A 25,590-nucleotide genomic window follows, 5' to 3' on the forward strand; every position below is an offset into this window, starting at 1 on the left:
TTCAACACTGCGAATCCGGGCCGGTTACCTGCGCGATCTGTTCGACGAGAACGCGGTGCGCCGCATCGCCGACCGGCTGCTGCGGGTGCTCACCACCATCGTGGGCGAGCCCGCGATCGGCGCCGGCGATATCGAACTGCTCGAGCCCGCCGAACGCGAACTCGTGGTGTCGCAATGGAATTCGACCGACCACGAGGTCGACGGCTCGGCCACCCTGGTCTCGCTGTTCGAGGCGCAGGTGGAGCGCACGCCCGACGCCACCGCGGTGAGCTTCGAGGGGACAGGTCTGTCCTACGCCGACTTCGCGGCCCGGGTGCACGCACTGGCCCGCTGGCTGATCGAGCGCGGCGTCGGCCCGGACACCTTCGTGGCACTCGGTATGCGGCGTTCGATCGACCTGGTGGTCGGCATGTACGCCGTGACCGCCGCCGGTGGCGCCTACGTGCCGCTGGATCCGGACCATCCGGCCGAGCGCACCGAATACATCCTGGCCACCGCGGACCCGGTCTGTGTGCTGACCTCCGGCGACGACCTCGAGATCGACACCGCGCAGGTGCGCATCGATCTGCTGGACCTGTCGGGCTACTCGATCGACCCGATCGCCGACGCCGAGCGCCGCGGCCCGCTGCGCCCGGCCAACACCGCGTACGTGATCTTCACCTCCGGTTCCACCGGCCGACCCAAGGGCGTCGCGGTGCCGCACGCGGCGATCGTCAACCGGCTGGTGTGGATGCAGGCCGAATACGGTCTCACCCCCGCCGACGTGGTGCTGCAGAAGACACCCGCGACCTTCGACGTGTCGGTGTGGGAGTTCTTCTGGCCCTTGCAGATCGGCGCGCGGCTGGTGGTGGCGCGGCCCGACGGCCATCGCGATCCGGCCTATCTGGCCGAGGTGATCGTCGGCGATGGCGTCACCGTCACGCACTTCGTGCCGTCGATGCTGGCGGTCTTCGTCGCCGAGGCGGCGGCCGCGCAATGCACGACGCTGCGCCTGGTGTTCGCCTCCGGCGAGGCGCTGGCGCCCAAGTCGGCGCAGCGTCTGCGCGAGCTCACCGGCGCCGCGCTGCACAACCTGTACGGCCCCACCGAGGCCGCGGTCGACGTCACCTATCACGAGGTGACCGATGCCGATGTCGATTCCGTGGCGATCGGCCGCCCGGTCTTCAACACCCGTGTCTACGTGCTGGATTCGCGCCTGCGGCCGGTTCCGGTGGGTGTCGCGGGTGAGCTGTATCTGGCGGGCGCCCAGCTCGCGCACGGCTATGTGACGCGTCCGGATCTGAGTTCGGACCGGTTCGTGGCCAACCCGTTCGCTGTGTCGGATGGGGGCACTCCCGAGGGCCCTGCGTGGTCACGCTCCGCTACCGCCTCCGGGCCCGCCGGTCGTGCCCTGGCCGGCGAGCGGATGTACCGCACCGGTGACCTGGTGGCCTGGAACGAACAGGGTGAACTGGATTACCTGGGCCGCACCGACTTCCAGGTGAAGTTGCGCGGCCTGCGCATCGAGCTCGGCGAGATCGAGACGGCGCTGACCGGGCTCGACGAGATCGACCGGGCCGTCGTCGTGGTCCGCGGCGACCAGCACACCGGCGACCAGCTGGTGGCGTATGTCGTTGCCACGCCGGGACTTCCGGTCGACGCCGAAGCGGTGCGCGAGGAACTGGGCCGGCAGCTGCCGGGCTACATGGTGCCCGCGCTGGTGATGGTGCTCGACGAATTCCCGCTCAACGCGTCCGGCAAGCTGGACCGCAAGGCGCTGCCCGCCCCGGTGTTCGAGGCGGCGGTGTTCCGCGCGCCGGTCACCCCGGTGGAGCAGATCGTCGCGGGCACCTTCGCCGAGGTGCTCGGCGTGGACCGGGTCGGCCTGGACGACGACTTCTTCGCCCTCGGCGGCAACTCGCTGATCGCCACCCAGGTGGCGGCCCGGTTGTCCTCGGCCCTGGACACCCAGCTGGGTGTGCGCGAGATCTTCGAGGCCTCCACCGTCGCCGGCTTGGCCGCGCGGGCCGAAACCCGTTCCGGCGCCGGTGGTCGCGCGGCGCTGGTGCCGCAGCACCGGCCCGAGCTGGTGCCGCTGTCGCTGGCGCAGCAGCGGATGTGGTTCCTCAACCGCTTCGATCCCGAATCCGCGGTGGACAACATCCCGGCCGCGGTGCGGCTGTCGGGCCTGCTGGACCGGCAGGCACTGCAGATCGCGGTCGCCGATGTGCTGGCGCGCCACGAATCGCTGCGCACCCGCTACCCCGAGGTGGACGGGACCGCGTACCAGGAGACCGTGCCGACCTCGAAGGTCATCCCCGATCTCACTCCGATCGACGTCACCGAAGCCGAACTGCCGCAACGGATTTCGGAGCTGGTCGGCACCGGCTTCGATGTCACCGTCGAGGTGCCGTTCCGGGCCCGGCTGTTCGAGGTCAGCCCGACCGAGCACGTGCTGGCCCTGGTGGTGCACCACATCTCCGCCGACGGCTTCTCGATGGGCCCGCTGACCCGCGACGTGATGACCGCCTACGGTGCGCGCGTCGAGGGCGGCGAACCGGCCTGGGCGCCGCTGCCGGTGCAGTACGCCGACTTCGCGCTCTGGCAGCGCGAGGTGCTCGGCCGCGAGAACGATCCGGAATCGGTGATCGCGGACCAGATCGACTACTGGCGCGACGCGCTGCGCGGACTGCCCGAACAGCTCGATCTGCCCGCCGACCGGCCGCGTCCGGCGGTCGCCTCCGGCCGCGGCGCGACGCACACCTTCCACATCGACGCCGACGTGCACGCCCGGCTGGCCGAACTGGCCCGCACCCGCGGCGCGACCATGTTCATGGTCACCCACGCCGCGCTGGCACTGGTGCTGTCGCGGCTGAGCGGGGAGGCCGATATCGCCATCGGCACGCCGGTGGCCGGCCGCGGTGAGCGCGCGCTCGACGATCTGATCGGCATGTTCGTCAACACCCTGGTGTTGCGGACCGAGATCGACGGCGGTGCGAGCTTCACCGATCTGCTGCAGTCGGTGCGCAGCACCGACATCGCCGCCTTCGGACATGCGGATCTGCCGTTCGAGCGGCTGGTGGAGATTCTGAACCCGGCGCGTTCGCAGGCGCGGCATCCGCTGTTCCAGGTGATGCTGTCGTTCCAGAACACCGGCCAGAACGCCCTGGAACTGCCGGGACTGACGGTCAGCGGTGTGGAACTGCCGATCGATACCGCGAAGTTCGATCTGCAGCTGGTGCTCACCGAGGAGACCGCCGAGACGGCCGACGGCGCCACCGCGGCCGGCGGTATCAGTGCCGAATTCGTCTACGCCACCGACCTTTTCGACGACGAGACGATCGCCGGCTTCGCCGATCGCCTGGTGCGGGTGCTGACCGCCGTGGTCGCCGAACCGGCGGCCCGGGTGGGCGACATCGATCTGCTCGCTCCCGCCGAGGCGGCGCGCGAACTGCGTGGCTGGAACAACACGGCACGTCATCTGCCGGTACGCCGTGAAGGCGCCACCACCCTGCTGGCCGATTTCCACGCCCAGGTCGAACAGACCCCGGACGCGGTCGCGGTGGTCGACCCCGAGGCCGGCGTCACGCTGACCTACGCCGAATTCGCGGCGCGGGCCCGGCGACTCGGCCGGTGTCTGGTCGAGGCCGGTGTGGGCCCGGATACCCGGGTGGCACTGGGCATGCGGCGTTCGCTCGACCTCGTGGTGGCCGCCTACGCGGTCCTGGAGGCCGGTGGCGCCTACGTGCCGCTGGATCTGGAACAGCCGGGTGAGCGCATTCGCTATGTGGTCGACACCGCCGCGCCGATCGCCGTGCTCACCACCGCACGCGACGGCGCGGACATCGACCGCGCGCTCGAGGGTGCGGCGACCGCCGTGCGCATCGACGAGCTGGATCTGTCCGGCTACGCGGACGGCGAACTCGACGACACCGAACGGCGTGCCCCGCTGCGGCCGGAGCACCTCGCCTACGTGATCTTCACCTCCGGTTCCACCGGACGGCCGAAGGGTGTGGCGGTCTCGCAGGCCGCGGTGGTGAACCAGATTCGCTGGATCACCGCCGAATACGGCATCGGCGCGGGTGAGGTGGTGCTGTTCAAGACGCCGCCGACCTTCGATGTGTCGGTGTGGGAGCTGTTCGGCGCGACCGCCACCGGCGCGCGCCTGGTGATCGCCGCGCCGGACGGCCATCGCGATCCCGGCTATCTCGCCGAGGTGATCGCGGCCCAGCAGGTCACGATGACCTCGTTCGTGCCGTCGATGCTGTCGGTGTTCTCCGACAGCGTGCACGCCGGGACTGCCACCGAGGTGTCCTCGCTGCGCACCCTGCTCATCGCGGGTGAGGCGTTCACCGCCGACGCCGCGCAGGCCTACCGTCGCATCGGCACCGCCGAACTGCACAACCTGTACGGCCCCACCGAGTTCACCGTGCACGCCACCGCCATGCCGGTCGCCGCGGATATCGCGGGAGCCGTGCCGATCGGCCTGCCGGTGTGGAACGCGCAGGCCTACATCCTGGACGCGCGGCTGCATCCGGTTCCGGCCGGCGTCGCCGGTGAGCTGTATCTGGCCGGCGCTCAGCTGGCGCGCGGCTACTTCGGCCGCACCGACCTGACCGCGGACCGCTTCGTCGCGAATCCGTTCGGCGGCAGCGGTTCCCGCATGTACCGCACCGGTGACCTGGTGCGCCGCGGCGCCGACGGGGCCATCGAATATCTGGGCCGCACCGACTTCCAGGTGAAGTTGCGCGGTCTGCGTATCGAGCTCGGCGAGATCGAATCCGCGCTCACCGCACAGGATTCGGTCGCGCAGGCGGTGGCCGTGGTGCGCTCCGACGAGCGGATCGGCGAGCAGCTGGTGGGCTATGTCGTGCCCGCCGCCGGCGCCGGAGAACTCGATCTCGACGCGATCCGCGCGCAACTGGCGGCGCGGCTGCCCTCCTATATGGTTCCGGCCGCGATCGTCGTGCTCGACGCCCTGCCACTGAGCGCGAACGGCAAGCTGGACCGGCGCGCGCTGCCCGCACCGGAATTCGAGGCACGGGAGTTCCGCGCCCCGACCACACCGGTCGAGGAGATCGTCGCCGCCACCATCGCCGAGGTCCTGGGCATCGACACCGAGGCCCGGCCGGTCGGTCTCGACGACGACTTCTTCGAACTGGGCGGCAACTCGCTGATCGCCACCCAGGTGGTCGCCCGCCTGGGCCAAGCGCTGAACACCCGCATCCCGGTGCGGACCCTGTTCGAGGCGCCGACCGTGGCGGCGCTCGCCGCCCGGCTGGAGACCCACGCCGGGTCCGGTGGCCGCCGCGCCCTGGTCGCGGGACCGCGACCGGAGGAGATTCCGCTCTCGCTGGCACAGCAGCGGATGTGGTTCCTCAACCGCTTCGACACCGCCAGCGCGGTCAACAACATCCCGATGGCGGTCCGGCTCACCGGCGCGCTCGACGTCGACGCCCTGCGCGAGGCCGTCGCGGATGTGATCGAACGCCACGAGGTGCTGCGCACGGTCTACCCGGAAACCTCCGAGGGCCAGGGCGTGCAGGTGATCCTGCCCGCCGACCGCGACGCGGTGGAACTGGACGCCGAACCGGTAACCGAGGCGCAACTGCCCCAGCGGGTGCGCGAACTGGTCCTCACCGGCTTCGACGTCACCGCCGCGGTTCCGGTGCGCGCCAAGCTGTTCCGCGTCGAACATGCGAGCGGCAACGGCGCGGGTGAACCGGCGCCGGACTACGTGCTGGTCTTCGTCGTCCACCACATCTCCGGTGACGGCTGGTCGGTGCGGCCGCTGGCCCGCGATGTGATGCTCGCCTACGCGGCGCGCTCGCAGGGCGCCGCGCCGGGCTGGGCGCCGCTGCCGGTGCAGTACGCCGATTACGCCCTGTGGCAGCGGGAAACGCTCGGTTCCGAGGACGATCCGGAATCGCTGATCGCCCAGCAGGTGTCGTACTGGTCGCAGCATCTGGCCGGTCTGCCCGACCAGCTGGATCTGCCCGCCGACCGTCCGCGACCCGCGGTCGCCACGTATCGCGGTGGCGTGCACGAGTTCTCACTCGACGCCGAGCTGGTGCGCCGGCTCAACGCGCTGGCCCGCACCCACGGCGCCAGCCTGTTCATGGTCACGCACGCGGCCTTCGCGGCACTGCTGGCGCGGTTGTCCGGCAGTGACGATCTGGCCATCGGCACCGCGGTCGCGGGCCGCGGCGAGGCCGCGCTCGACGATGCCATCGGCATGTTCGTCAACACGCTGGTGCTGCGCAGCAGTGTCGATCCGGCGATGTCGTTCACCGAATTGCTCGCGCGCACCAAGGAATCCGATCTCGCCGCGTTCGGACATGCGGATCTGCCGTTCGAGCGGCTGGTGGAGATTCTGAATCCGGCGCGTTCGCAGGCGCGGCATCCGCTGTTCCAGGTGATGCTGTCGTTCCAGAACACCGGCGAGGCCTCGTTCGCGCTGCCGGATCTGGAGGTCAGCGGCCTGCCGCTGGATGTGCTGACCGCGAAATTCGATCTGCACCTGAACCTCACCGAGCGCTTCGCCGCCGACGGTTCCGCCGAAGGCATGTCGGCCGAATTGGCTTACGCCACCGACATGTTCGATGCCCGGACGGTCGCGGCCTTCGCCGATCGCCTGGTCCGGATGCTGGACGCGGTGACCGCGGACCCCGCCGCCGCGCTCGGCGATATCGACCTGCTCGACACCGTCGAGCGGCGCACCATCGTCGACAACTGGAACGCCACCGCCTACGACGTCGACCGCGTCGTTCTCGGCCGGGCGGCCGGTACCGTCGCGCTGACGCTGGCCTCGATGTTCGATCGGCAGGTCGAACTCGATCCCGACGAGCCGGCGCTGACGTTCGAGGGGACAACTCTGTCCTACGGCGAGTTGGCGGCCCGGGTGAACCGGCTCGCCCGCTACCTGATCGAGCAGGGCGTGGGCCCGGATTCGCTGGTGGCGCTGCATATGCGGCGTTCGCTGGAACTGGTCATCGGCATGTACGCGGTGACGGTCGCCGGCGGCGGCTATGTGCCGCTGGACCCCGACCACCCGGCCGAGCGCACCGAATACGTGCTGGCGACCGCGAACCCGGTCTGCGTGCTGACCACCGCGGACAGCTCGCTCGCGGCGCGGCCGGACGTGCCGGTCGTCGCGATCGACGGCCTGGAGTTGACCGAGTACGCCGACGATCCGGTGGCCGATGCCGACCGCATCGCCCCGCTGCGTCCGGCGCACACCGCCTACGTGATCTTCACCTCCGGTTCCACCGGGCGGCCGAAGGGCGTGGCCGTCAGCCATGCCGCGATCGTGAACCGCCTGGCCTGGATGCAGGACGAGTACGACCTCTACCTCGACGATGTCGTGCTGCAGAAGACGCCCGCCACCTTCGACGTGTCGGTGTGGGAGTTCTTCTGGCCGCTGCAGGTCGGCGCGCGCCTGGTCGTCGCCAAGCCCGACGGCCATCGCGATCCGGCCTATCTGGCGGAGCTGATCGACGCCGAGCGCATCACCACCGTGCACTTCGTGCCGTCGATGCTGTCGGTCTTCGTCGCCGCGCTGGACGCCTCCGGCGCCGACTGCACCACGCTGCGCCGGGTGTTCGCCTCCGGTGAGGCGCTGCCGGCGGTCACCGCCCAACGCCTGATCGAGCTGACCGGCGCCCGGCTGCACAACCTCTACGGCCCGACCGAGGCCGCCGTCGACGTCACCTATCACGAGGTGACCGAGGCCGACACGGTCGCGGTGCCGATCGGCCGTCCGGTCTGGAACACCCGCGTCTACGTGCTCGATTCGCGGCTGCACCCGGTCGCCACCGGCGTCGCGGGTGAGCTGTACCTGGCCGGTGACCAGCTGGCCCGCGGCTATGTCGCGCGCGCCGATCTGACCTCGGATCGGTTCGTGGCCAACCCGTTCGGTAACGGTGAGCGGATGTATCGCACCGGTGACCTGGTGCGCTGGAGTGCCGGCGGCGAACTGGAGTACCTGGGCCGCACCGACTTCCAGGTGAAGTTGCGCGGTCTGCGCATCGAGCTCGGCGAGATCGAATCGGCACTGGTGGCGGTCGACGCCGTCGCCCAAGCCGTGGTGGTCGTGCGCTCCGACGACCGGCTCGGCGATCAGCTGGTCGCCTACGTGGTGCCCGCGACCGGCGCCATCGTCGACCCCGACGCGGTGCGCACCGAACTCGGCGAGGCGCTGCCCGGCTACATGGTGCCCTCGGCCTTCGTCGTGCTGGACGCCTTCCCGCTCAACGCCTCCGGCAAGCTCGACCGCAAGGCGCTGCCGGCGCCGGTGTTCGAGGCCCGGCAGTTCCGCGCCCCGGCCACCCCGATCGAGGAGATCGTGGCCGGCACGTTCAGCGATGTGCTGGGTGTGCCCAGGGTCGGTCTCGACGACGACTTCTTCGAACTGGGCGGCAACTCGCTGATCGCCACCCAGGTGACCGCGCGCCTGGGCGCGGCGCTCGACACCCAGCTGGCGGTGCGCGACCTGTTCGAGGCGTCGACCGTCGCCGCCCTGGCCGCGCGCCTGGAGCAGGGCGCCGGATCCGGCCGGACGCGGCCGAAGCTGGTGGCCGGGCAACGGCCGCAACGGATTCCGCTCTCGCCGGCGCAGCAGCGCTACTGGTTCCTCAACCAGTTCGACACCACCACCTCCGCGGTGGACAACATTCCGCTCGCGGTGCGGTTGTCGGGCGCGCTCGACGTCGCGGCCATGGAACGCGCGCTCGGCGACGTCCTGGCCCGGCACGAGGTGCTGCGCACCACCTACCCGCGCTCGGCGGACGGCCCGCATCAGGTGATCCTGCCCGCGACCGATACCGCGCCCCCGCTGGAGCCGGTCGCGGTGGCCGAGGACGAATTGCTCGACCGCATCATCGAATTCGCGATGACCACCTTCGACGTCACCGCAGAGGTGCCGCTGAAGGTCGCGCTGTTCCGGATCACCGGCGGGGACCAGTCGGCCGAGGAACACGTCCTCGCCTTCACCGTCCATCACGTCGCCGCCGACGGCTCCTCGATGGGACCGCTGGCCCGGGATCTGATGGCGGCCTACGCCGCACGCGTGCAGGGTGAGGCGCCGCAGTGGACGCCGCTGCCGGTGCAGTACGCCGACTACGCGCTGTGGCAGCGCGAGGTGCTCGGATCCGAGGAGGATCCGGAATCGCTGGCCGCCCAGCAGGTCGCCTACTGGACCGCCGCCCTCGGCGGACTGCCGGATCAGCTGGAACTGCCGACCGACCGCCCGCGTCCGCCGGCCCAGTCGTTCCAGGGCAAGGCGATTCGCTTCGAGATCGACCCGCAGCGCCACGCCCGCCTGCACGAGCTGGCGCGCGCCAACAACGCCTCGCTGTTCATGGTCGTGCACGCGGCGCTGGCCGTGCTGCTCTCGCGCCTGTCGGGCACCGACGACATCGCCGTCGGCACCCCGATCGCCGGGCGTGGTGAGCGCGAACTCGACGATCTGATCGGCATGTTCGTCAACACGCTGGTGTTCCGCACCCGCATCGACGGCAACGCGAGCTTCGCCGAACTGCTCGCCGATGTGCGCGAGCGCGACCTCGAGGCCTTCACCAACGCCGACGTGCCGTTCGAGCGGCTGGTCGAGGTGCTCAACCCGGTGCGGTCCACGGCGCGCAACCCGCTGTTCCAGGTGGGCCTGTCGTTCCAGAACCTGGCCGAGACCGCGCTGGAGCTGCCCGGTCTGTCGGTGAGCGCGGTGAATTTCGATTCCCAGCTGGCCAAGACCGATCTGCACGTGACGCTCTACGACCGCTACGCCGAGGACGGTTCGCCGGCCGAGATCATCACCGAATTCGGCTATGCCATAGACCTTTTCGACGAGTCGACGGTGCAGGGCTTCGCGGACCGGTTCGTCCGGGTCCTCGACGCCGTGATCGCGGACGTGTCCGGCCCGGTCGGTGATATCGACCTGCTCGATCTCGCCGAGAACGACCGCATCCTGCGGCAGTGGAACGAGACCGCCCATCCGATCGACACCGAGGCGACCCTGGTGTCGCTGCTCGATGCGACGGTCGCCGCCGACCCGACCGCGGTCGCGCTGGTGGTCGACACCGAGGCCACCGGGACGGCGCAGCAGGTGCTGACCTACGGCGACCTCGACGCGCGGGTGAATCGCCTGGCGCGCTACCTCGTCGAATGCGGGATCGGCACCGAGGACCGGGTGGCGCTGGCATTGGGCCGCTCGGTGGAGCTGATCGTCGCGATGTACGCGGTGGCCAAGACCGGTGCGGCCTACGTGCCGATCGACCCGGGCCAGCCCGCCGAACGCATCGACTACATCCTCGAGACGGCGGCTCCCGCCTGTGTGCTGACCACCTCGGCCACCGTCGCGGCGACCGCCGACGAGGACGAGGAGAGCGCGCTGCGCTGGACTCCGCAGCGTCCGGTGATCGAACTCGACGGACTCGAGCTCTCCGGATATTCGGCGGCGCCGATCACCGCGGGGGAGCGGTTGCGTGAGCTCACCGCGGCCAACGCCGCGTACGTGATCTTCACCTCCGGCTCCACCGGCCGCCCCAAGGGCGTGGTGGTGTCGCACGGCGCGATCGTCAACCAGTTGCGCTGGGAGATCGCCGAATTCGGCCTCGGCGCCGGTGATTCGGTGCTGCTCAAGACCGCGGCGACCTTCGACCTGTCGGTGTGGGAGTTCTGGACCGCCGCCGCCTGCGGTGGCCGCCTCGTGGTGGCCGCGCCCGAGGGGCATCGCGATCCGGCCTACCTCAACGAGCTGATGCTCGGCACCGCCGTCACCACGCTGCATGTGGTGCCGTCGATGCTGGACGCCCTGCTCACCGAGAGCGAAGGCATGCTCAGCTCGTCGCTGAAGCGGGTGCTCGCCATCGGTGAGGCGCTGCCCGCCGCGACCGCGCAGCGTTTCCTGGAGACCGCCGAGGCCGCGCTGTTCAACCTGTACGGCCCGACCGAGGCCGCGGTCTCGATCACCAGCCATCGCGTCACCACCGCCGACCGCCAGTCGGTGTCGATCGGCGCGCCGGAGTGGAACAGCCGGGTGTACGTGCTGGATTCGCGGCTGCGGCCCGTTCCGGTCGGTGTGCCGGGTGAGCTGTACCTGGCCGGTGCGCAGCTCGCGCGCGGCTACTTCGGGCGCGCGGATCTCACCGCGGACCGGTTCGTCGCCGATCCGTTCGGGGCGCCGGGCACGCGGATGTACCGCACCGGTGACCTGGTGGCGTGGACCGACCGAGGTGAACTGGACTACCGGGGTCGCACCGACTTCCAGGTGAAGATCCGCGGTTTCCGTATCGAACTCGGCGAGATCGAGGCGGTGCTGCTGCGGCAGCCGGTCGTGACCGCGACCGCCGTTGTCGCGCACGCGGATCCGAATCTGGGCGATCGCCTGGTCGCCTACGTGGTCGGCACCGCCGAACTGGACAAGCAGGCGCTGCAGGCCGCACTCGCCGAACAGCTGCCGTCCTACATGGTGCCGTCGGTGTTCATGCAGCTGGACGCGCTGCCGCTGAACGCCAACGGCAAACTGGACCGTGCCGCACTGCCCGAACCGGTCTTCGAGAAGGCCGTCTTCCGCGCGCCGGTGACCCCGATCGAGCAGATCGTGGCCAACACCTTCGCCGATGTGCTGCGCAAGGAATCCGGCACGATGGGCCGCGACGACGACTTCTTCGCGTGGGGCGGCAACTCGCTGCTCGCCACGCAGGTCGCCGCGCGCCTGGGCGAGGCGCTGAACACCCGGGTGCCGGTGCGCCTGCTGTTCGAGGCCTCCACCGTCGCCGCGCTCGCCACCCGCGTGGAGCACCACGCCGACGCCGGCGGCCGCCGCGCGCTGACCGCCGCACCGCGACCGCCGCGGATCCCGCTGTCGCTGGCGCAGCAGCGGATGTGGTTCCTCAACCGCTTCGACACCGCCTCGGCCGCCTACAACGTGCCGATCGCGGTGCGGCTGAGCGGTGCGCTGGACGTCTCGGCGCTTCGGGCCGCGATGGCGGATCTGGTGGCGCGCCACGAGATTCTGCGGACGGTGTACCCGCAGACCGATCAGGGCCCGGTGCAGGTGATCCTGCCCGCAACCCAGGCGATTCCGGAGCTCGAACTGCGCGTGGTCGATGCCGCCGCGGTCGAGTCCGAGGTGGTCGCGCTGATCAACACCAGCTTCGACGTCACCACCGAGGTGCCGGTACGGGTCGCGCTGTTCGAGGTCCGTCCCGACACCGAAACCGCAAGCGGCACCGCCGAATACGTGCTGGCCATGGTCGTGCACCACATCTCCGGCGACGGTTCGTCGGTGGGCCCGCTGACTCGCGATCTGATGACCGCCTACGCCGCCCGCGCGGCCGGGCTGGCGCCGAACTGGGCGCCGCTGGAGGTTCAGTACGCCGACTACAGCATCTGGCAGCGCGAACTGCTGGGCAGTGAGGACGATCCGGATTCGCTGGCCTCCAAGCAGGTCGCGTACTGGAAGCAGGCGCTGGCCGAGCTGCCCGATCAGCTCGATCTGCCGTCGGACCGCCCGCGTCCGGCCGTGCAGAGCTTCGCCGGCGGCAAGGTCGAGGTGCGCATCGATGCCGAACTGCATCGGGCGCTGATCGACCTGGCCCGCACCGAGGGTGCGACGCTTTTCATGGTCGTGCACACCGCGCTGGCCGTCCTGCTGTCGCGGCTGTCGGGCTCCGACGACATCGCCATCGGCACCCCGATGGCCGGTCGCGGCGAGGCCGTGCTCGACGATCTGATCGGCATGTTCGTCAACACCCTGGTGTTCCGGACCCAGGTCGACGCCGGTGCCGGCTTCACCGAACTTCTGGGGCAGCAGCGCGATATCGACATCCAGGCCTTCGCCAACGCCGACGTGCCGTTCGAGCGGCTGGTCGAGGTGCTCAACCCGGTGCGCTCCACCGCGCGGCATCCGCTGTTCCAGGTGGGTCTGTCGTTCCAGAACCTGGCGCAGGCCACGCTGGAGCTGCCGGGCCTGCGGGTCAGCGGATTGGACTTCGATACCCAGCTCTCGCAGTTCGACCTGCACCTGATCGCCACCGACCGCTACAGCGAGACCGGCGCGCCCGAGGGCATCACCGGATTCTTCACCTACGCGACCGACCTGTTCGACCACGACACGGTGGCGGGCTTCGTGGATCGGTTCGTGCGGATGCTGGGCGCGTTCGTGGCCGCACCGCATACCGCGGTCGGCGATATCGATCTGCTCGACGCCGCCGAACGCGGTGCGCTGATCTCCGCCCGCAACGCCACCGAGCACCCGCTGGACCGGCCTGCGACGCTGGCCTCGCTGCTGGACGCGACGGTCGAGACCTACTCCGAGCGCGACGCCCTGGTCGGCGCCGACGGCACCCGGGTGACCTACGCCGAACTCGACCGGCGGGTGAATGTGCTGGCACGGCACCTGATTTCGCTCGGTGTCGGGCCGGAGTCGCGGGTCGCGCTGGCGATGCGCCGTTCGGTCGATCTGGTGCTCGCGATGTACGCGGTCACGGTGGCCGGCGGCGCCTATGTGCCGGTGGATCCGGATCAGCCGGCCGAACGCACCGGGTACATCCTCGACACCGCCGACGTGGTGTGTGTACTCACCGATGCCGACGCCGGATTCGAGACCGATGTCGCGCCGGTGGTCCGGGTCGACGACATCGACACCGCGGGTGACGATTCGCCGATCGAGGACGACGAGCGGGTCTCGCCGCTGCTGCCGCAGCACACCGCCTACGTCATCTTCACCTCCGGTTCCACCGGGCGGCCGAAGGGTGTGGCGGTCCCGCACGCCGCGGTGGTCAACCAGTTGCTGTGGAAGATCGCCGAATTCGGCCTGGGCGCCGAGGATTCGGTGCTGCTGAAGACCGCGGCCACCTTCGACCTGTCGGTCTGGGAGTTCTGGTCCGCGGCCGTCTCCGGCGGACGCCTGGTGATCGCGGCGCCGGACGGCCACCGCGACCCGGCCTACCTCAACGAGCTGATGGCCCGCGAAGCGGTCACCACGCTGCACGTGGTGCCCTCGATGCTGGACGCGCTGCTCACCGAATCCGATGGGACGCTGACGAATTCGCTGCGTCGCGTGCTGGCGATCGGTGAGGCGCTGCCGGGTGCGACCGCGCAGCGGTTCCGCCGCGACAACGCCGCCGAACTGTTCAACCTGTACGGCCCGACCGAGGCCGCGGTCTCGATCACGAGCCATCGCGTCACCGCGGACGAACAGCAGTCGGTGTCGATCGGTGCGCCGGAGTGGAACAGCCAGGTCTACGTGCTGGATTCACGTCTGCACCCGGTGCCGGACGGCGTCTCCGGTGAGCTGTATCTGGCCGGTGCGCAGCTGGCCCGCGGCTACTTCGCGCGGCCGGATCTGACCGCGGACCGGTTCGTGGCCAACCCCTTCCAGCCGGGCGCCCGGATGTACCGCACCGGTGACCTGGTGAGCTGGAATGCCCGGGGCGAACTGGAATATCAGGGCCGCACCGACTTCCAGGTCAAGATCCGCGGCTTCCGTATCGAACTCGGCGAGATCGAGTCGGCGCTGCTCGGCCTGGACGAGGTCGCGCAGGTCGCGGTGCTGGCGAAGTCGGACCCGCGCATCGGCGACCGGCTGGTGGCGTATCTGGTCCCGGCCGGCGACAGCCTCGACATCGACGCGGTGAAGGCGGCACTGAACGCGGCGCTGCCGTCGTACATGGTGCCCTCGGCCTTCGTCGAACTGGACGCGTTGCCGCTGAACATCAACGGCAAACTCGACCGGCGCGCACTGCCCGAACCGGAATTCGAGACCACCGCCTTCCGGGCGCCCTCGACACCGATCGAAGAGGCGGTCGCCTCGGTGTACGCCGATGTGCTGTCGGTCGAGCGTGTCGGCGCCGACGACGACTTCTTCGCCCTCGGCGGTAACTCGCTGCTGGCCACTCAGGTCGCCGCGCGCCTCGGTGCGCTGCTCGACACCCGGGTGCCGGTGCGGGCGCTGTTCGAATCCTCGACGGTGGCCGGGCTGGCCGCCAAGGTCGAACAGCAGGCCGGTGCCGGCGGTCGCCCGCCGCTGACGGCCGCACCGCGCCCCGAGCACATCCCGCTGTCGCTGGCGCAGAACCGCATGTGGTTCCTCAACCAGTTCGACACCACCTCGTCGGTGGACAACATCCCGGTGGCGATCCGGCTCTCCGGCGCGCTGGATGTGTCCGCGCTGCGCGAGGCGGTCGCCGATCTCATCGCACGCCACGAGATCCTGCGGACGGTCTACCCCGAGACCGCCGCCGGGCCGGTGCAGCGGGTGCTGTCGCCGGCCGAGGTGGCGATCGATCTCGAGCCGGTGCGGATCGAGGAGTCCGGCGTGGTCGAGGCCGTCACCGCCGCGGTGACGACCGGCTTCGACGTGACCACGCAGATTCCGTTCCACATCCGTCTGTTCCAGATCACCGACACCGACTTCGTGCTGGTCTTCGTCGCACACCACATCGCGGCCGACGGCTGGTCGATGGGCCCGCTGACCCGGGATCTGATGGTGGCCTACGCCTCGCGCGCCGAGGGGGCGGCACCGGCGTGGGCGCCGATGCCGGTGCAGTACGCCGACTTCAGCATCTGGCAGCGCAATCTGCTCGGCTCCGAGGACGATCCGGAGAGCCTGCTCAGCGCCCAGGCCGACTACTGGCGACAGGCGCTGGCCGGAATTCCGGACGAGCTGAACCTGCCCGCGGACCGGCCGCGGCCGACCGTGCAGTCGTTCCAGGGCGGGCGGGTGCTGTTCCCGATCGGCACCGAGCTCTACGAGGGACTGCAGCGCACCGCGCGCGAGCAGAACGCGACGCTGTTCATGGTCGTGCACACCGCACTCGCACTGTTCCTGGCGCGGATGTCGGGAACCGACGACATCGCGATCGGCACCCCGATCGCGGGCCGCGGCGAGGCCGAACTCGACGATCTGATCGGCATGTTCGTCAACACGCTGGTGCTGCGCACCCACGTGCGCGGCGAGCTGACCTTCGGTGAGCTGCTGAGCCACGCCAAGGACGCGGACCTGCAGGCTTTCGCGCACGCGGACATCCCGTTCGAGCGGCTGGTCGAACTGCTCAATCCGGAGCGCTCCACCGCGCGGCATCCGCTGTTCCAGGTGGCGCTGTCGTTCGAGAACCTGCCCGAGAGCACGTTCGAACTGCCCGGATTGCACGTCTCGGCGCTCGATTTCGACGTCGATACCGCGAAATTCGATCTGTCGCTGACGGTTCGCGAATCCGACGACGACCGCAACGGCATGTACGCCGAATTCTCCTACGCGCGTGATCTTTTCGACGACGCCACGGTGGAGGTCTTCGCGCAGCGGTTCACCCGCCTGCTCGAGGCGATCGTCGGGCAGCCGCAGACCCCGGTCGGCGATCTGTCGCTGCTGGCCGCCGAGGAGTACGAGCTGCTCACCCACGTCCACGGCGACGAGGTGATGGCGACCGGACTGCTGCCGGATCTGATGAGCCACGGCGTCCGGCTCGGCCGCGATCGAATCGCGGTGCGCTACAACGGTGAATCGATCACCTACGGCGAACTCGACGACCGGTCCTCGCGCCTGGCGCGGGTGCTGATCGAACGCGGTGTCGGACCCGAGCAACTGGTCGCGGTCTCCTTCCCGCGTTCCTACGAGATGGTGCTGGCCGTCCTGGCCGTCACCAAGGCCGGTGGCGCGCACGTGCCGGTGGATCCGAACTATCCCGAGGATCGGGTGCGGCATATGCTCACCGATTCCGGTGCGCTGCTGGGCATCACCGGTTCGGCGTATGTCGGCGACCTGCCCGGCGACGTGGAATGGCTGGTCCTCGACGATCCCGCGACCGACGAGCTGTGCGCCGCGCAGTCGGCGGCGCCGGTGACCGACGCCGATCGGCATACCCCGTTGCAGATGGCGCATCCGGCCTATGTCATCTACACCTCGGGCTCGACCGGTAAGCCCAAGGGCGTCACCGTGACCCACGCCGGTCTCGGCGGCCTGGCGGATGTGGCGACGAGCCTGTACGGCCTGGAGCCGCAGCATCGGTTCCTGCACATCTGCTCGCCCAGCTTCGACCCGTCGGTGCTGGAATGGGTGTGCGCGTTCTACATCGGCGCCACGCTGGTGATCACGCCGCCACAGATCATCGGTGGCCCGGAGCTGGCGGAACTGCTGCGCACCGAGCAGGTCACCCACACCATCATCACGCCCGCGGTGCTGGGCACGATGGATCCGGCCGACCAGGAGCAGTTGCTGGTGACGTCGGTGGGTGGCGATGTGACCACGCCGGAACTGCTGGCGAAGTGGCAGCCGGGGCGCAAGTACTTCAACGCCTACGGTCCGACCGAGACGACGATCATCTCCTCGTACGCGCGGTTGTTCCCGGGCAACCACATCACCATCGGCACCCCGGTGCACGGTATGTCGGCGCTGGTGCTCGACGCCCGCATGAACCCGGTGCCGCCGGGGGTGGCCGGTGAGCTGTTCCTCTCCGGTGGTGCGGTGGCCCGCGGCTACCAGCATCGGCCGGGGCTGACCGCGGAGCGGTTCGTCGCCAACCCGTGGGGCGCGCCCGGAACCCGGATGTACCGCACCGGTGACGTGGTGCGGTGGTACGCCGAACCGGATGTGCGCGCCGGCAATATCGCCCGCCCGGAGGTGCCGTGGGAGCTGGATTACGTCGGCCGCACCGACTTCCAGGTGAAGATCCGCGGTTTCCGCATCGAACTCGGTGAGATCGACGCGGTGCTCGGCCGGCACCCGGATGTCGAATTCGCGATCACCATCGGCCGCGAAACCGCCGCCGGTGCCACGATTCTGGTGTCCTACGTGCTGGGTGTTCCGGGACGTGCGGTCGACCCCGCGGCCGTGACCGACCATGTGGCCGCGGTGCTGCCGCCGCATATGGTGCCCTCGGCGATCGTGGTCCTGGACGAGATTCCGCTGACCCCGGTCGGCAAGCTCGACCGCAAGGCGCTGCCGGAACCCCAGCTCGCGCCGCGCGAGTTCCGGGCGCCGACCAGTGCGCTCGAGGCGACCATCGCCGAGGTGTTCGCCGAGGTGCTGGGCGTCGAACAGGTCGGACTCGACGATTCGTTCTTCGCGCTCGGCGGTGACTCGATCCTGTCGATCCAGCTGGTCTCGCGGGCCAAGGCACGCGGTGTGCTCTTCACGCCGCGGCAGGTCTTCGAACGGCGCAGCGTGGCCGCGCTGGCGGAGATCGCCACCCGCGCGGGTGAGGCCGAGCAGCAGGTGCTCGCCGAACTGCCCGGTGGCGGTGTCGGCGAGATCCCGCTGACGCCGATCATGGCCTCGATCCTCGGCACCGGATCGTCGAATCAGCGGTTCTCGCAGGCCATGGCGCTGCGACTGCCCGACGACACCGACCGGGAGACGCTGGTCGCGACCGTCGCCGCGGTCGTCGATCACCACGATGTGCTGCGGACCCGGTTGCGGCGCAACGAGTCCGCCGCCGTGGACAGCCAAGACGGGTGGACCTTCGAGGCCCTGGAACAGGGCGCGATCGACGTCGATGCCCTGGTGCATCGGATCGACCTGCCCGGTGACATCTCCGACGCGGAACTGTCGCGCCGGGCGAGCGTCGAATACGACGCCGCGCTGGGCCGCCTGGATCCGGCGAGTGCGGTGATGACGCAGTTCCTGTGGTTCGCCTTCACCGGTGCCGGCTCCTCCCGCCGGGACGTGCTCGTGATCGTCGCCCACCACTTCGTGGTCGACGGTGTGTCGTGGCGCATCCTCATCCCGGATCTCGCGGTGGCCTGGTCGCAGCTGAGGTCGGATCAGGCCGTGGCGCTGCCCGCGAACGGCACGTCCATGCGCCGCTGGGCGCACGCCCTGGTCGACGCCGCGGCCGCACGAGCCACGGAACTGCCGTTCTGGCAGCAGATCGCGGCGTCCGAGGATCCGGTGCTGGGCGAGCGGGCCTTCGACCCGGCGGTCGACACCTTCGACACCGTCGATCGGGTCGAGGTGCTGCTGCCGGCCGAGGTGACCGATGCGGTGCTGACCGGCGTGCCGGACAAGTACCGGGCCGGTGTCGACGACGGCCTGCTGTCGGCGCTCGCGCTGGCGGTCAGCACCTGGCGCGGTGACGCCGCGGGCGGCGCCGCGCTGGTGAAGCTCGAGGGACACGGCCGCGAGGAGAGTGTGGTCCCGGGCGCCGATCTGTCGCGGACGGTGGGCTGGTTCACCAACGCCTATCCGGTGCGGCTGGATCTGGGCCACGCCGACGTCGCGGCCGCCCTGCGTGGTGGAAAAGCCCTGGGCGACATCGTGAAATCGGTGAAGGAGCAGTTGCTCGCGGTGCCGGACAAGGGCATCGGATACGGCCTGCTGCGCTACCTGAACCCGGAGACCGGTTCGGAGCTGGCGGCCGGTACCGCGCCTCAGATCAGCTTCAACTATCTGGGACGCGCGGATACCGGTGCGGGCCCGCAGACCGCCGAGACCACCGAAACCGCCTCGGAGCCGGTCGGTTTCGACTGGGCGCCGGTGGCGGATCTGGGACAGCTGGATGCCGACATGGATCGGGATATGCCCGCCAACGCCGCGATCGACATCAACGCGATTGTCACCGACGGGCCGGAGGGCGCGCAGCTGTCCGCATCCTTCGCGTTCCCGACCGGGCTGTTCGGCAAGCAGCGCGTGCAGGAATTCGCGGATCTGTGGGTGGCGGCGCTGACCGCGCTCGCCGACCACGTCCGGCAGCCGGAGGCGGGCGGTCTGACGCCGTCCGATCTGCCGCTGGTCGAGGTCGCGCAGTCCGAGATCGACGAGTGGGAACGGCAGTATCCGGGGCTCTCGGACGTCTGGCCGCTCTCGCCGCTGCAGTCGGGTCTGCTGTTCCACGCGATGATGACCCAGCAGACCGTGGACGTCTACACCATGCAGGCCGTGGTGGATCTCGGCGGCGCGGTCGACGAGGACCGGCTGCGCGCGGCCGGCCAGGGCATCCTGGACCGGTACCCGAACCTGCGTGCCGCCTTCGTCACCGACGCCGGCGGCCGGGCGGTCCAGCTGATCTCGGATCGCGTCGAGGTGCCGTGGCATACCGTCGATCTGACGGATCTGCCGCAGCAGCAGCGGATTCCGGAGTTGAAGCGCCTGCTCGAAGAGGATCGGGCCACGCACTTCGACATGTCGCGGGCGCCGCTGCTGCGGTTCACGCTGTACCGGACCGACACGGCCGGAGCGACGGGCCCGGAGGCGGCAGCGAGCGTAACCACGGAGGGCCCCGCGGAGGCCGCCGAAGATACCGCGACCTTCCATCTGGCGATCACGACCCACCACATCCTGGTGGACGGCTGGTCGATGCCGCTGCTCATGCGCGATCTGCTGGTGCTCTACGCGGTGCGCGGTGATACCGCCGCACTGCCGCGGGTGTCCTCGTACCGGAACTTCCTGAGCTGGCTGGCCGGGCGCGACCGCGAGGAATCGCTGCGCACCTGGTCGCGGGCACTGGCCGGTGCGGACGAGCCGACCCAGCTCGCACCCGCGGCGCGCGGACCCGAGCACTACGAGATCGAGAAGTTCGTCGCCGAGGTCGACGAGGCTCGCACGCGCCGGATCACCAAGTACGCCGCCGAGGTCGGGGTCACGGTGAATACGCTGGTGCAGGCCGCGTGGGGCATTCTGCTCGGCCGGCTCACCGGCCGCGACGACGTGGTGTTCGGTGCGACGGTCTCGGGCCGCCCGCCGGAGCTGACCGGGGTCGAATCCATGGTCGGCCTGTTCATCAACACGCTGCCCGTGCGCGTCGGCGTGGACGACCGCTCGTCGGTCGGTGAGTTGCTGCAGGGTCTGCAGCGCGATCAGGCAGATCTGCTCGACCACCACTACGTGGGCCTCACCGATATCCAGCGGATCGCCGGCGCCGGAGCGCAATTCGACACGCTGCTGGTGTTCGAGTCGTATCCGATGGATACCGATGCGATCGCCGCGGCGAGTTCGATCGACGGCATGTCGGTGACCGGTGTCGGCACCAACGACGCGACCCACTACCCGCTGACCCTGCTGGTGACCGCCGAATCGACGATCGAGGTGACCTGGAAGTACCTGACCAGTCGCTTCACCGCCGAGGAAGTGCACACCCTGGCCGAGCGGCTGGACCGGGTGCTGGACGCGCTGACCGGCGATCCGGAGGCCGCGGTCGGCGATATCGACATCCTCGATGCCGACGAGCGTGCGCGGATCCTGGCCGGCGCGTCGGTGACCGCCGATCCGGTCACCGAACCCGGCCGGGTCGGCAGCCGGACGGTCGCCAAGGCGCTCGGCGATGTGGTCGAGGAGGATCCGCAGGCTCCCGCGCTGCTGTCCGGCGACGCCGAAATCGCCTATCACGAGGTGGATTCGCGGTCGTCGAAGCTGGCCCGGGTGCTGATCGGACGCGGCGTCGGCCCGGGCGACATCGTCGCGGTGGCCCTGCCGCATTCGGTGGATGCCGTGGTGGCGCTGTGGGCGATCCAGAAGGCCGGCGCCGCGGCGCTGTTCGCCGACGGCCTGTCCTTCGGGGAGATCGTCGCCGCGGGCGCCGGCTGGGGTATCGCCCTGGAGCCGGCGGCCAAGTCGGTGCGCTGGCTGGTCCCGACCGATCCGAAGGTGCGCGCGGAAATCGATGCGGCACAGGCACATCCGGTGTCCTACGCCGACCGCGTCCGGCCCCTGCAGGACGAGCATCCGGCTTTCGTGGTGCGGGCGGCCGACGGCGCCCTGCGCACGCTGACCCAGGAGCAGGCACTCGACCACGCCGACACCCTGCGCGCCGACCACGAGATCGACTACGAGTCGACCACGTACACCACGGCGACGGCGGGTCCGGCAGCGCTGGCGGAATTCCTGACCTCTGCGACCGCGGGCGCACTCTCGGTCCTGCCCAGCGGTGATATCTCCGGTGACCTGGCCGAGGGCGAGGTCAGCCACTGGTTCACCGTGGCGGGTGAGGCGACCGACGCCGCCGGCGAAGTGCGGGTGATCGAGTCGGAGTGAGCCGGACAGGCCGGTGCACGGGGTGCGGTTGCATCTCGGCACCGGCTTTTCGCATCTGCCACTGCTGAACTCGGGCAGCGCTCACAGGAAGCGTTCGCTGTGCCTTGCCACCGGTAACGGGGTAGGACCGTGAGCGCCGACGTAGAGTCGAGACAGTTCACAGCACAGACCGGGCGGGGCGGCTTCTCCTCGCGTGGGGCGTGGCGAGGCTCTGCAGAGGAGGGGGACATGGAAACAATCACCGCACCCGCGCTGGAGTTGAGCGGGCTGTACAAGCGGTTCGGTGGGCCGTGGGTGGTCGACGGGGTGAGTTTGGCGGTGCCGCCGGGGTCGTTCTTCGGGCTGGTGGGGCCCAACGGCGCCGGGAAGACCACCACGTTGTCCATGGCCGTCGGATTGTTGCGGCCCGATGCCGGGCAAGCGCGGATCTTCGGTGCCGACGTGTGGGCGGATCCGGTGCGCGCCAAGACGATCGTCGGCGTATTGCCGGACGGTCTCGCGCTCCCGGAGCGGCTCACCGGACGTGAATTGCTCACCTACACCGGGCTTCTGCGCGGTCTGCCGCCGGCGACGGTGGCCGAGCGGGCGCAGGAACTGCTCGCCGTCCTCGAGCTGATCGAGGCGGAAAACACTCTGGTCGTGGACTATTCGGCCGGTATGCGCAAGAAGATCGGGCTCGCCACCGCACTGCTGCACGGACCCAAGCTGTTGGTGCTCGACGAACCGTTCGAGGCGGTGGATCCGGTGTCCGCCAGCACTATTCGCACGATTCTGCGGCGGTTCGTCACCGCCGGTGGCTCCGTGGTGCTGTCGAGTCATGTGATGGCGCTGGTGGAAAACCTGTGCGATCACCTCGCCGTCATCGACAAGGGGAGGGTGGTCGCAGCCGGTTCGGTCGCCGAGGTGCGGGGTGAGGGCAGCCTCGAGGAGGCGTTCGTCCGGCTGGTGGGCGGGCGCATCGGGGGAGACGAGGGCCTGTCGTGGTTGGCGTCCTGATCCGTATGCGCTGGCGGCTGACCGTCCGCGCGATGAACAACGGACGGGCTGCGGTCGGCTTCTGGCTCGGTCTGGTCTTCGGGATACTCGCGGCCGTCGCCACCGCGGTGGTGATGGCATCGGCCGGCCACGCGTGGGATACCCGCGCGGCGATCAATGTGGCCGCGACGCTGTACACGGTGTGGACGCTCGGCTGGCTGGCCGGCCCGATCATCACCGGCAGCAGCGACGAAACACTGCAGCCCGAACATTTCCGGCTGCTGCCGCTGAGCTATCGCCAATTGGCGATCGGTCTCGCGGCGGTCGCCTTCACCGGGCCGGCCGGTGCGGTCAATCTGATCGCCTTCGCCGGACTGGTCGCGCTCGCAGCACAATTGGGGGTGGTACCGACCCTTTTCGCGGTGGCCGGGATGTGCCTGCAACTGATCTTCGTGGTGCTGCTCTCCCGCGCGGTACTCGCGTGGATCGGCGCCGCGATGCGTTCGCGCCGCGGTCGCGATCTCGGTGTCGTGCTGGCGGGCCTGACCGGCCTCGCCTACTACCCGTTGCAACTGCTGGTGTCCTATCTCGGTCCGCGCCTGGAGCATGTGTCGCCCGGTCTGGGCGCGACCTTGCGAATCCTGCCCTCGGGATGGGCGCCCTACGCGGTCCAGGCGGCCGAGGAAGGTCACTGGTGGTTCGGCGTCGGTGCCCTGGCGGGACTCGCCGCGCTGTCGGCGCTGCTGTGGCAGGCGTGGGCGGTACTGCTGCGGCGGCGTCTCACCACCACGGCCGCGCCCGCCGGACCCGTTCGCGCACAGGCGGGTTCGGGACGTCTCGACCGGCTGGTCCGCCCGACACCGGTCGGCGCGGTGGTACTCAAGGAATTGCGCACCTGGTCGCGCGACGGCCGGCGGCGGGCGGCGCTGCTACCGCTGATGCTCATCGGCGTGGTCCTGCCGCTCTTCCTCGGACTGCAGAACGGTGGCGCGAGCCTGCCTTTCGCGGGCGTGTTCGTGGTGTGGATGGCCGCGATGGCCAGCGCCGACATGTACGCCTTCGACGGCACCGCCCTCTGGCACACCCTGGTGATTCCGGGTGCCGTGCGCGCCGACGTCCGCGGCCGCATGATCGCCTGGCTGCTGGTGGTCGGCCCACTCGCCGTGGTGCTCACACTCGTGCTCCCGGGTGCGGCCGGGCGCCCGCAGATGTATCCGTGGGCGGTATCGACGCTGCCGGTGGTTGTGGGCGTCGGCGTGGCGGCGTCGATGTTCCTGTCGGTCTACGCCGCGTATCCGCTTCCGCAGCAACGCGGTAACCCCTTCGCCGGCAATTCCGGTAATCCGGGATGTGCGCGGGCGCTGGTCCAGTTGGTGGTCGGCTTCGGTCAGCTCGTGGTGAACCTGCCGGTGCTCGGCCTGCTCGCGCTGGGCGCCTATCTCCACAACGCGCTCGTGCAATGGTCGGCGCTGCCGGTCGGAATCGTCCTGGGTGCCGGCGCCGCACTGCTCGGCGCACAGGTGGCCACCCGCCGCGTCGAAGCCCGCGGGCCGGAACTGCTGGCCGAGGTGAAACCGCGCTGAACCCCTCCGGGAGATTCGCTGGAATCTGACGATATCGGCCGCGCCCCTGACCCTTCCGGCCGTCGCCATCGACCCGGCCCGGATTCCTGGCGTTCCATTTCAGCAGGCCGCATGTGCGACCGGATGCTCCCGCTGGAAGGAACGATGATGACCGAGTACGTGACGCTCGAACACGGACGGCTCGCCTGCGATGTGGTCGGGGACGGACCGCTGGTGGTGCTGTCGCACGGCATGGGCACCCTGCGTCAGGACTTCCGCTTGCTGCTCGGCCCGCTGGCCGCTGCGGGGTACCGGGTGGTCAACGTCGATATGCGCGGGCACGGCGAGTCCAGTCCGGAGTGGCCGTCGGTGACCGGGAAGGCCGCCATCAGCCGCGCCGATGTGGCGGCGGACCTGCTGGGCGTGATCCGGCACTTCGGCGGCCCGGCGGTGATCGTCGGGCACTCGCTGTCGGGCGGTTCGGCGACGATCGCCGCGGCACAGGCTCCGGAGCTGGTGAGCGGGATCGTCGAGATCGGACCCTTCACCCGCACACAGCGGCTGCACGTCGGCGCTCTGCTCGGCAGCCGCCGATACCGCCGCGGCATGGTTCGCCTCGCCCTCACCATGACACGGAAGTCGATGCCCTGGTGGCGGCGCTACCTGGACGTCGCGTATCCGACCAAGCCCGCCGACTACGACCGCTACCTCGCCGACGTGGAGAGCATGCTGCGCCGGCCCGGCCGGTTTGCGGAATTCATGAAGACCGGACAGACCACTCCCGCCGACGCGCATGCCCGATTGGCTGAGGTCCGCTGCCCCGCCCTGGTGATCATGGGTTCGGCCGACCCGGATTTCGCCGATCCCGAGGCCGAGGCGAAGGCGATCGTCGCCGCGCTGCCGGACGGTGTGGGGCGCGTCGTCATGATCGAGAACGGGGGACACTACCCGCATGCGCAGTCGGCGGATGATGTTGCGGCAGCGATCATTCCGTTCCTCGGCCGATGCGCGGCGCGGGACGAGAGCGCCGAGGTCCGGCGCGCCGTGTGATGTGCGTGCCCTGGTGCGCCCCTGCCGGATGCGTGGGGGAGTCTCGCCACGGTTGGC

At 70.0% G+C, this 25,590-nt stretch carries 4 protein-coding genes (1 of these 4 cut by a window edge); all 4 read left to right on the forward strand.

The genetic code is table 11. The features are described from left to right. Window positions 1-21,946, forward strand: the end of a protein-coding gene (locus IG65_RS0123735; RefSeq protein ID WP_030517159.1) for a non-ribosomal peptide synthase/polyketide synthase. The gene continues 22,097 nt to the left of window position 1, outside the view; the window shows 21,946 of its 44,043 coding nt (coding positions 22,098-44,043); the start codon falls outside the window, past its left edge; the stop codon is at window positions 21,944-21,946. Between the two features lie 228 nt (window positions 21,947-22,174). Then, window positions 22,175-22,942: an ABC transporter ATP-binding protein gene (locus IG65_RS0123740; RefSeq protein ID WP_030517160.1), complete on the forward strand. Its 768-nt coding sequence runs from the start codon at window positions 22,175-22,177 to the stop codon at window positions 22,940-22,942. Next, complete coding sequence (locus IG65_RS0123745; RefSeq protein WP_030517161.1) at window positions 22,927-24,504, forward strand: hypothetical protein; 1,578 nt, start codon at window positions 22,927-22,929, stop codon at window positions 24,502-24,504. Before IG65_RS0123740 ends, IG65_RS0123745 begins: the two co-directional genes overlap by 16 nt. A gap of 147 nt (window positions 24,505-24,651) precedes the next feature. Beyond that, a complete protein-coding gene (locus IG65_RS0123750) occupies window positions 24,652-25,533 on the forward strand; it encodes an alpha/beta fold hydrolase (RefSeq protein ID WP_030517162.1) in 882 nt (293 codons plus the stop codon). Window positions 25,534-25,590: the final 57 nt, after the last annotated feature.

This window comes from Nocardia sp. NRRL WC-3656, assembly GCF_000720265.1.
Taxonomy (GTDB): domain Bacteria; phylum Actinomycetota; class Actinomycetes; order Mycobacteriales; family Mycobacteriaceae; genus Nocardia; species Nocardia nova.

Bases quoted from the DNA above. Each gene is read 5' to 3' on its own strand.
- IG65_RS0123740 (WP_030517160.1), top strand. From the start codon at position 22,175: ATGGAAACAATCACCGCACCCGCGCTGGAGTTGAGCGGGCTGTACAAG.
- IG65_RS0123750 (WP_030517162.1), top strand. From the start codon at position 24,652: ATGACCGAGTACGTGACGCTCGAACACGGACGGCTCGCCTGCGATGTG.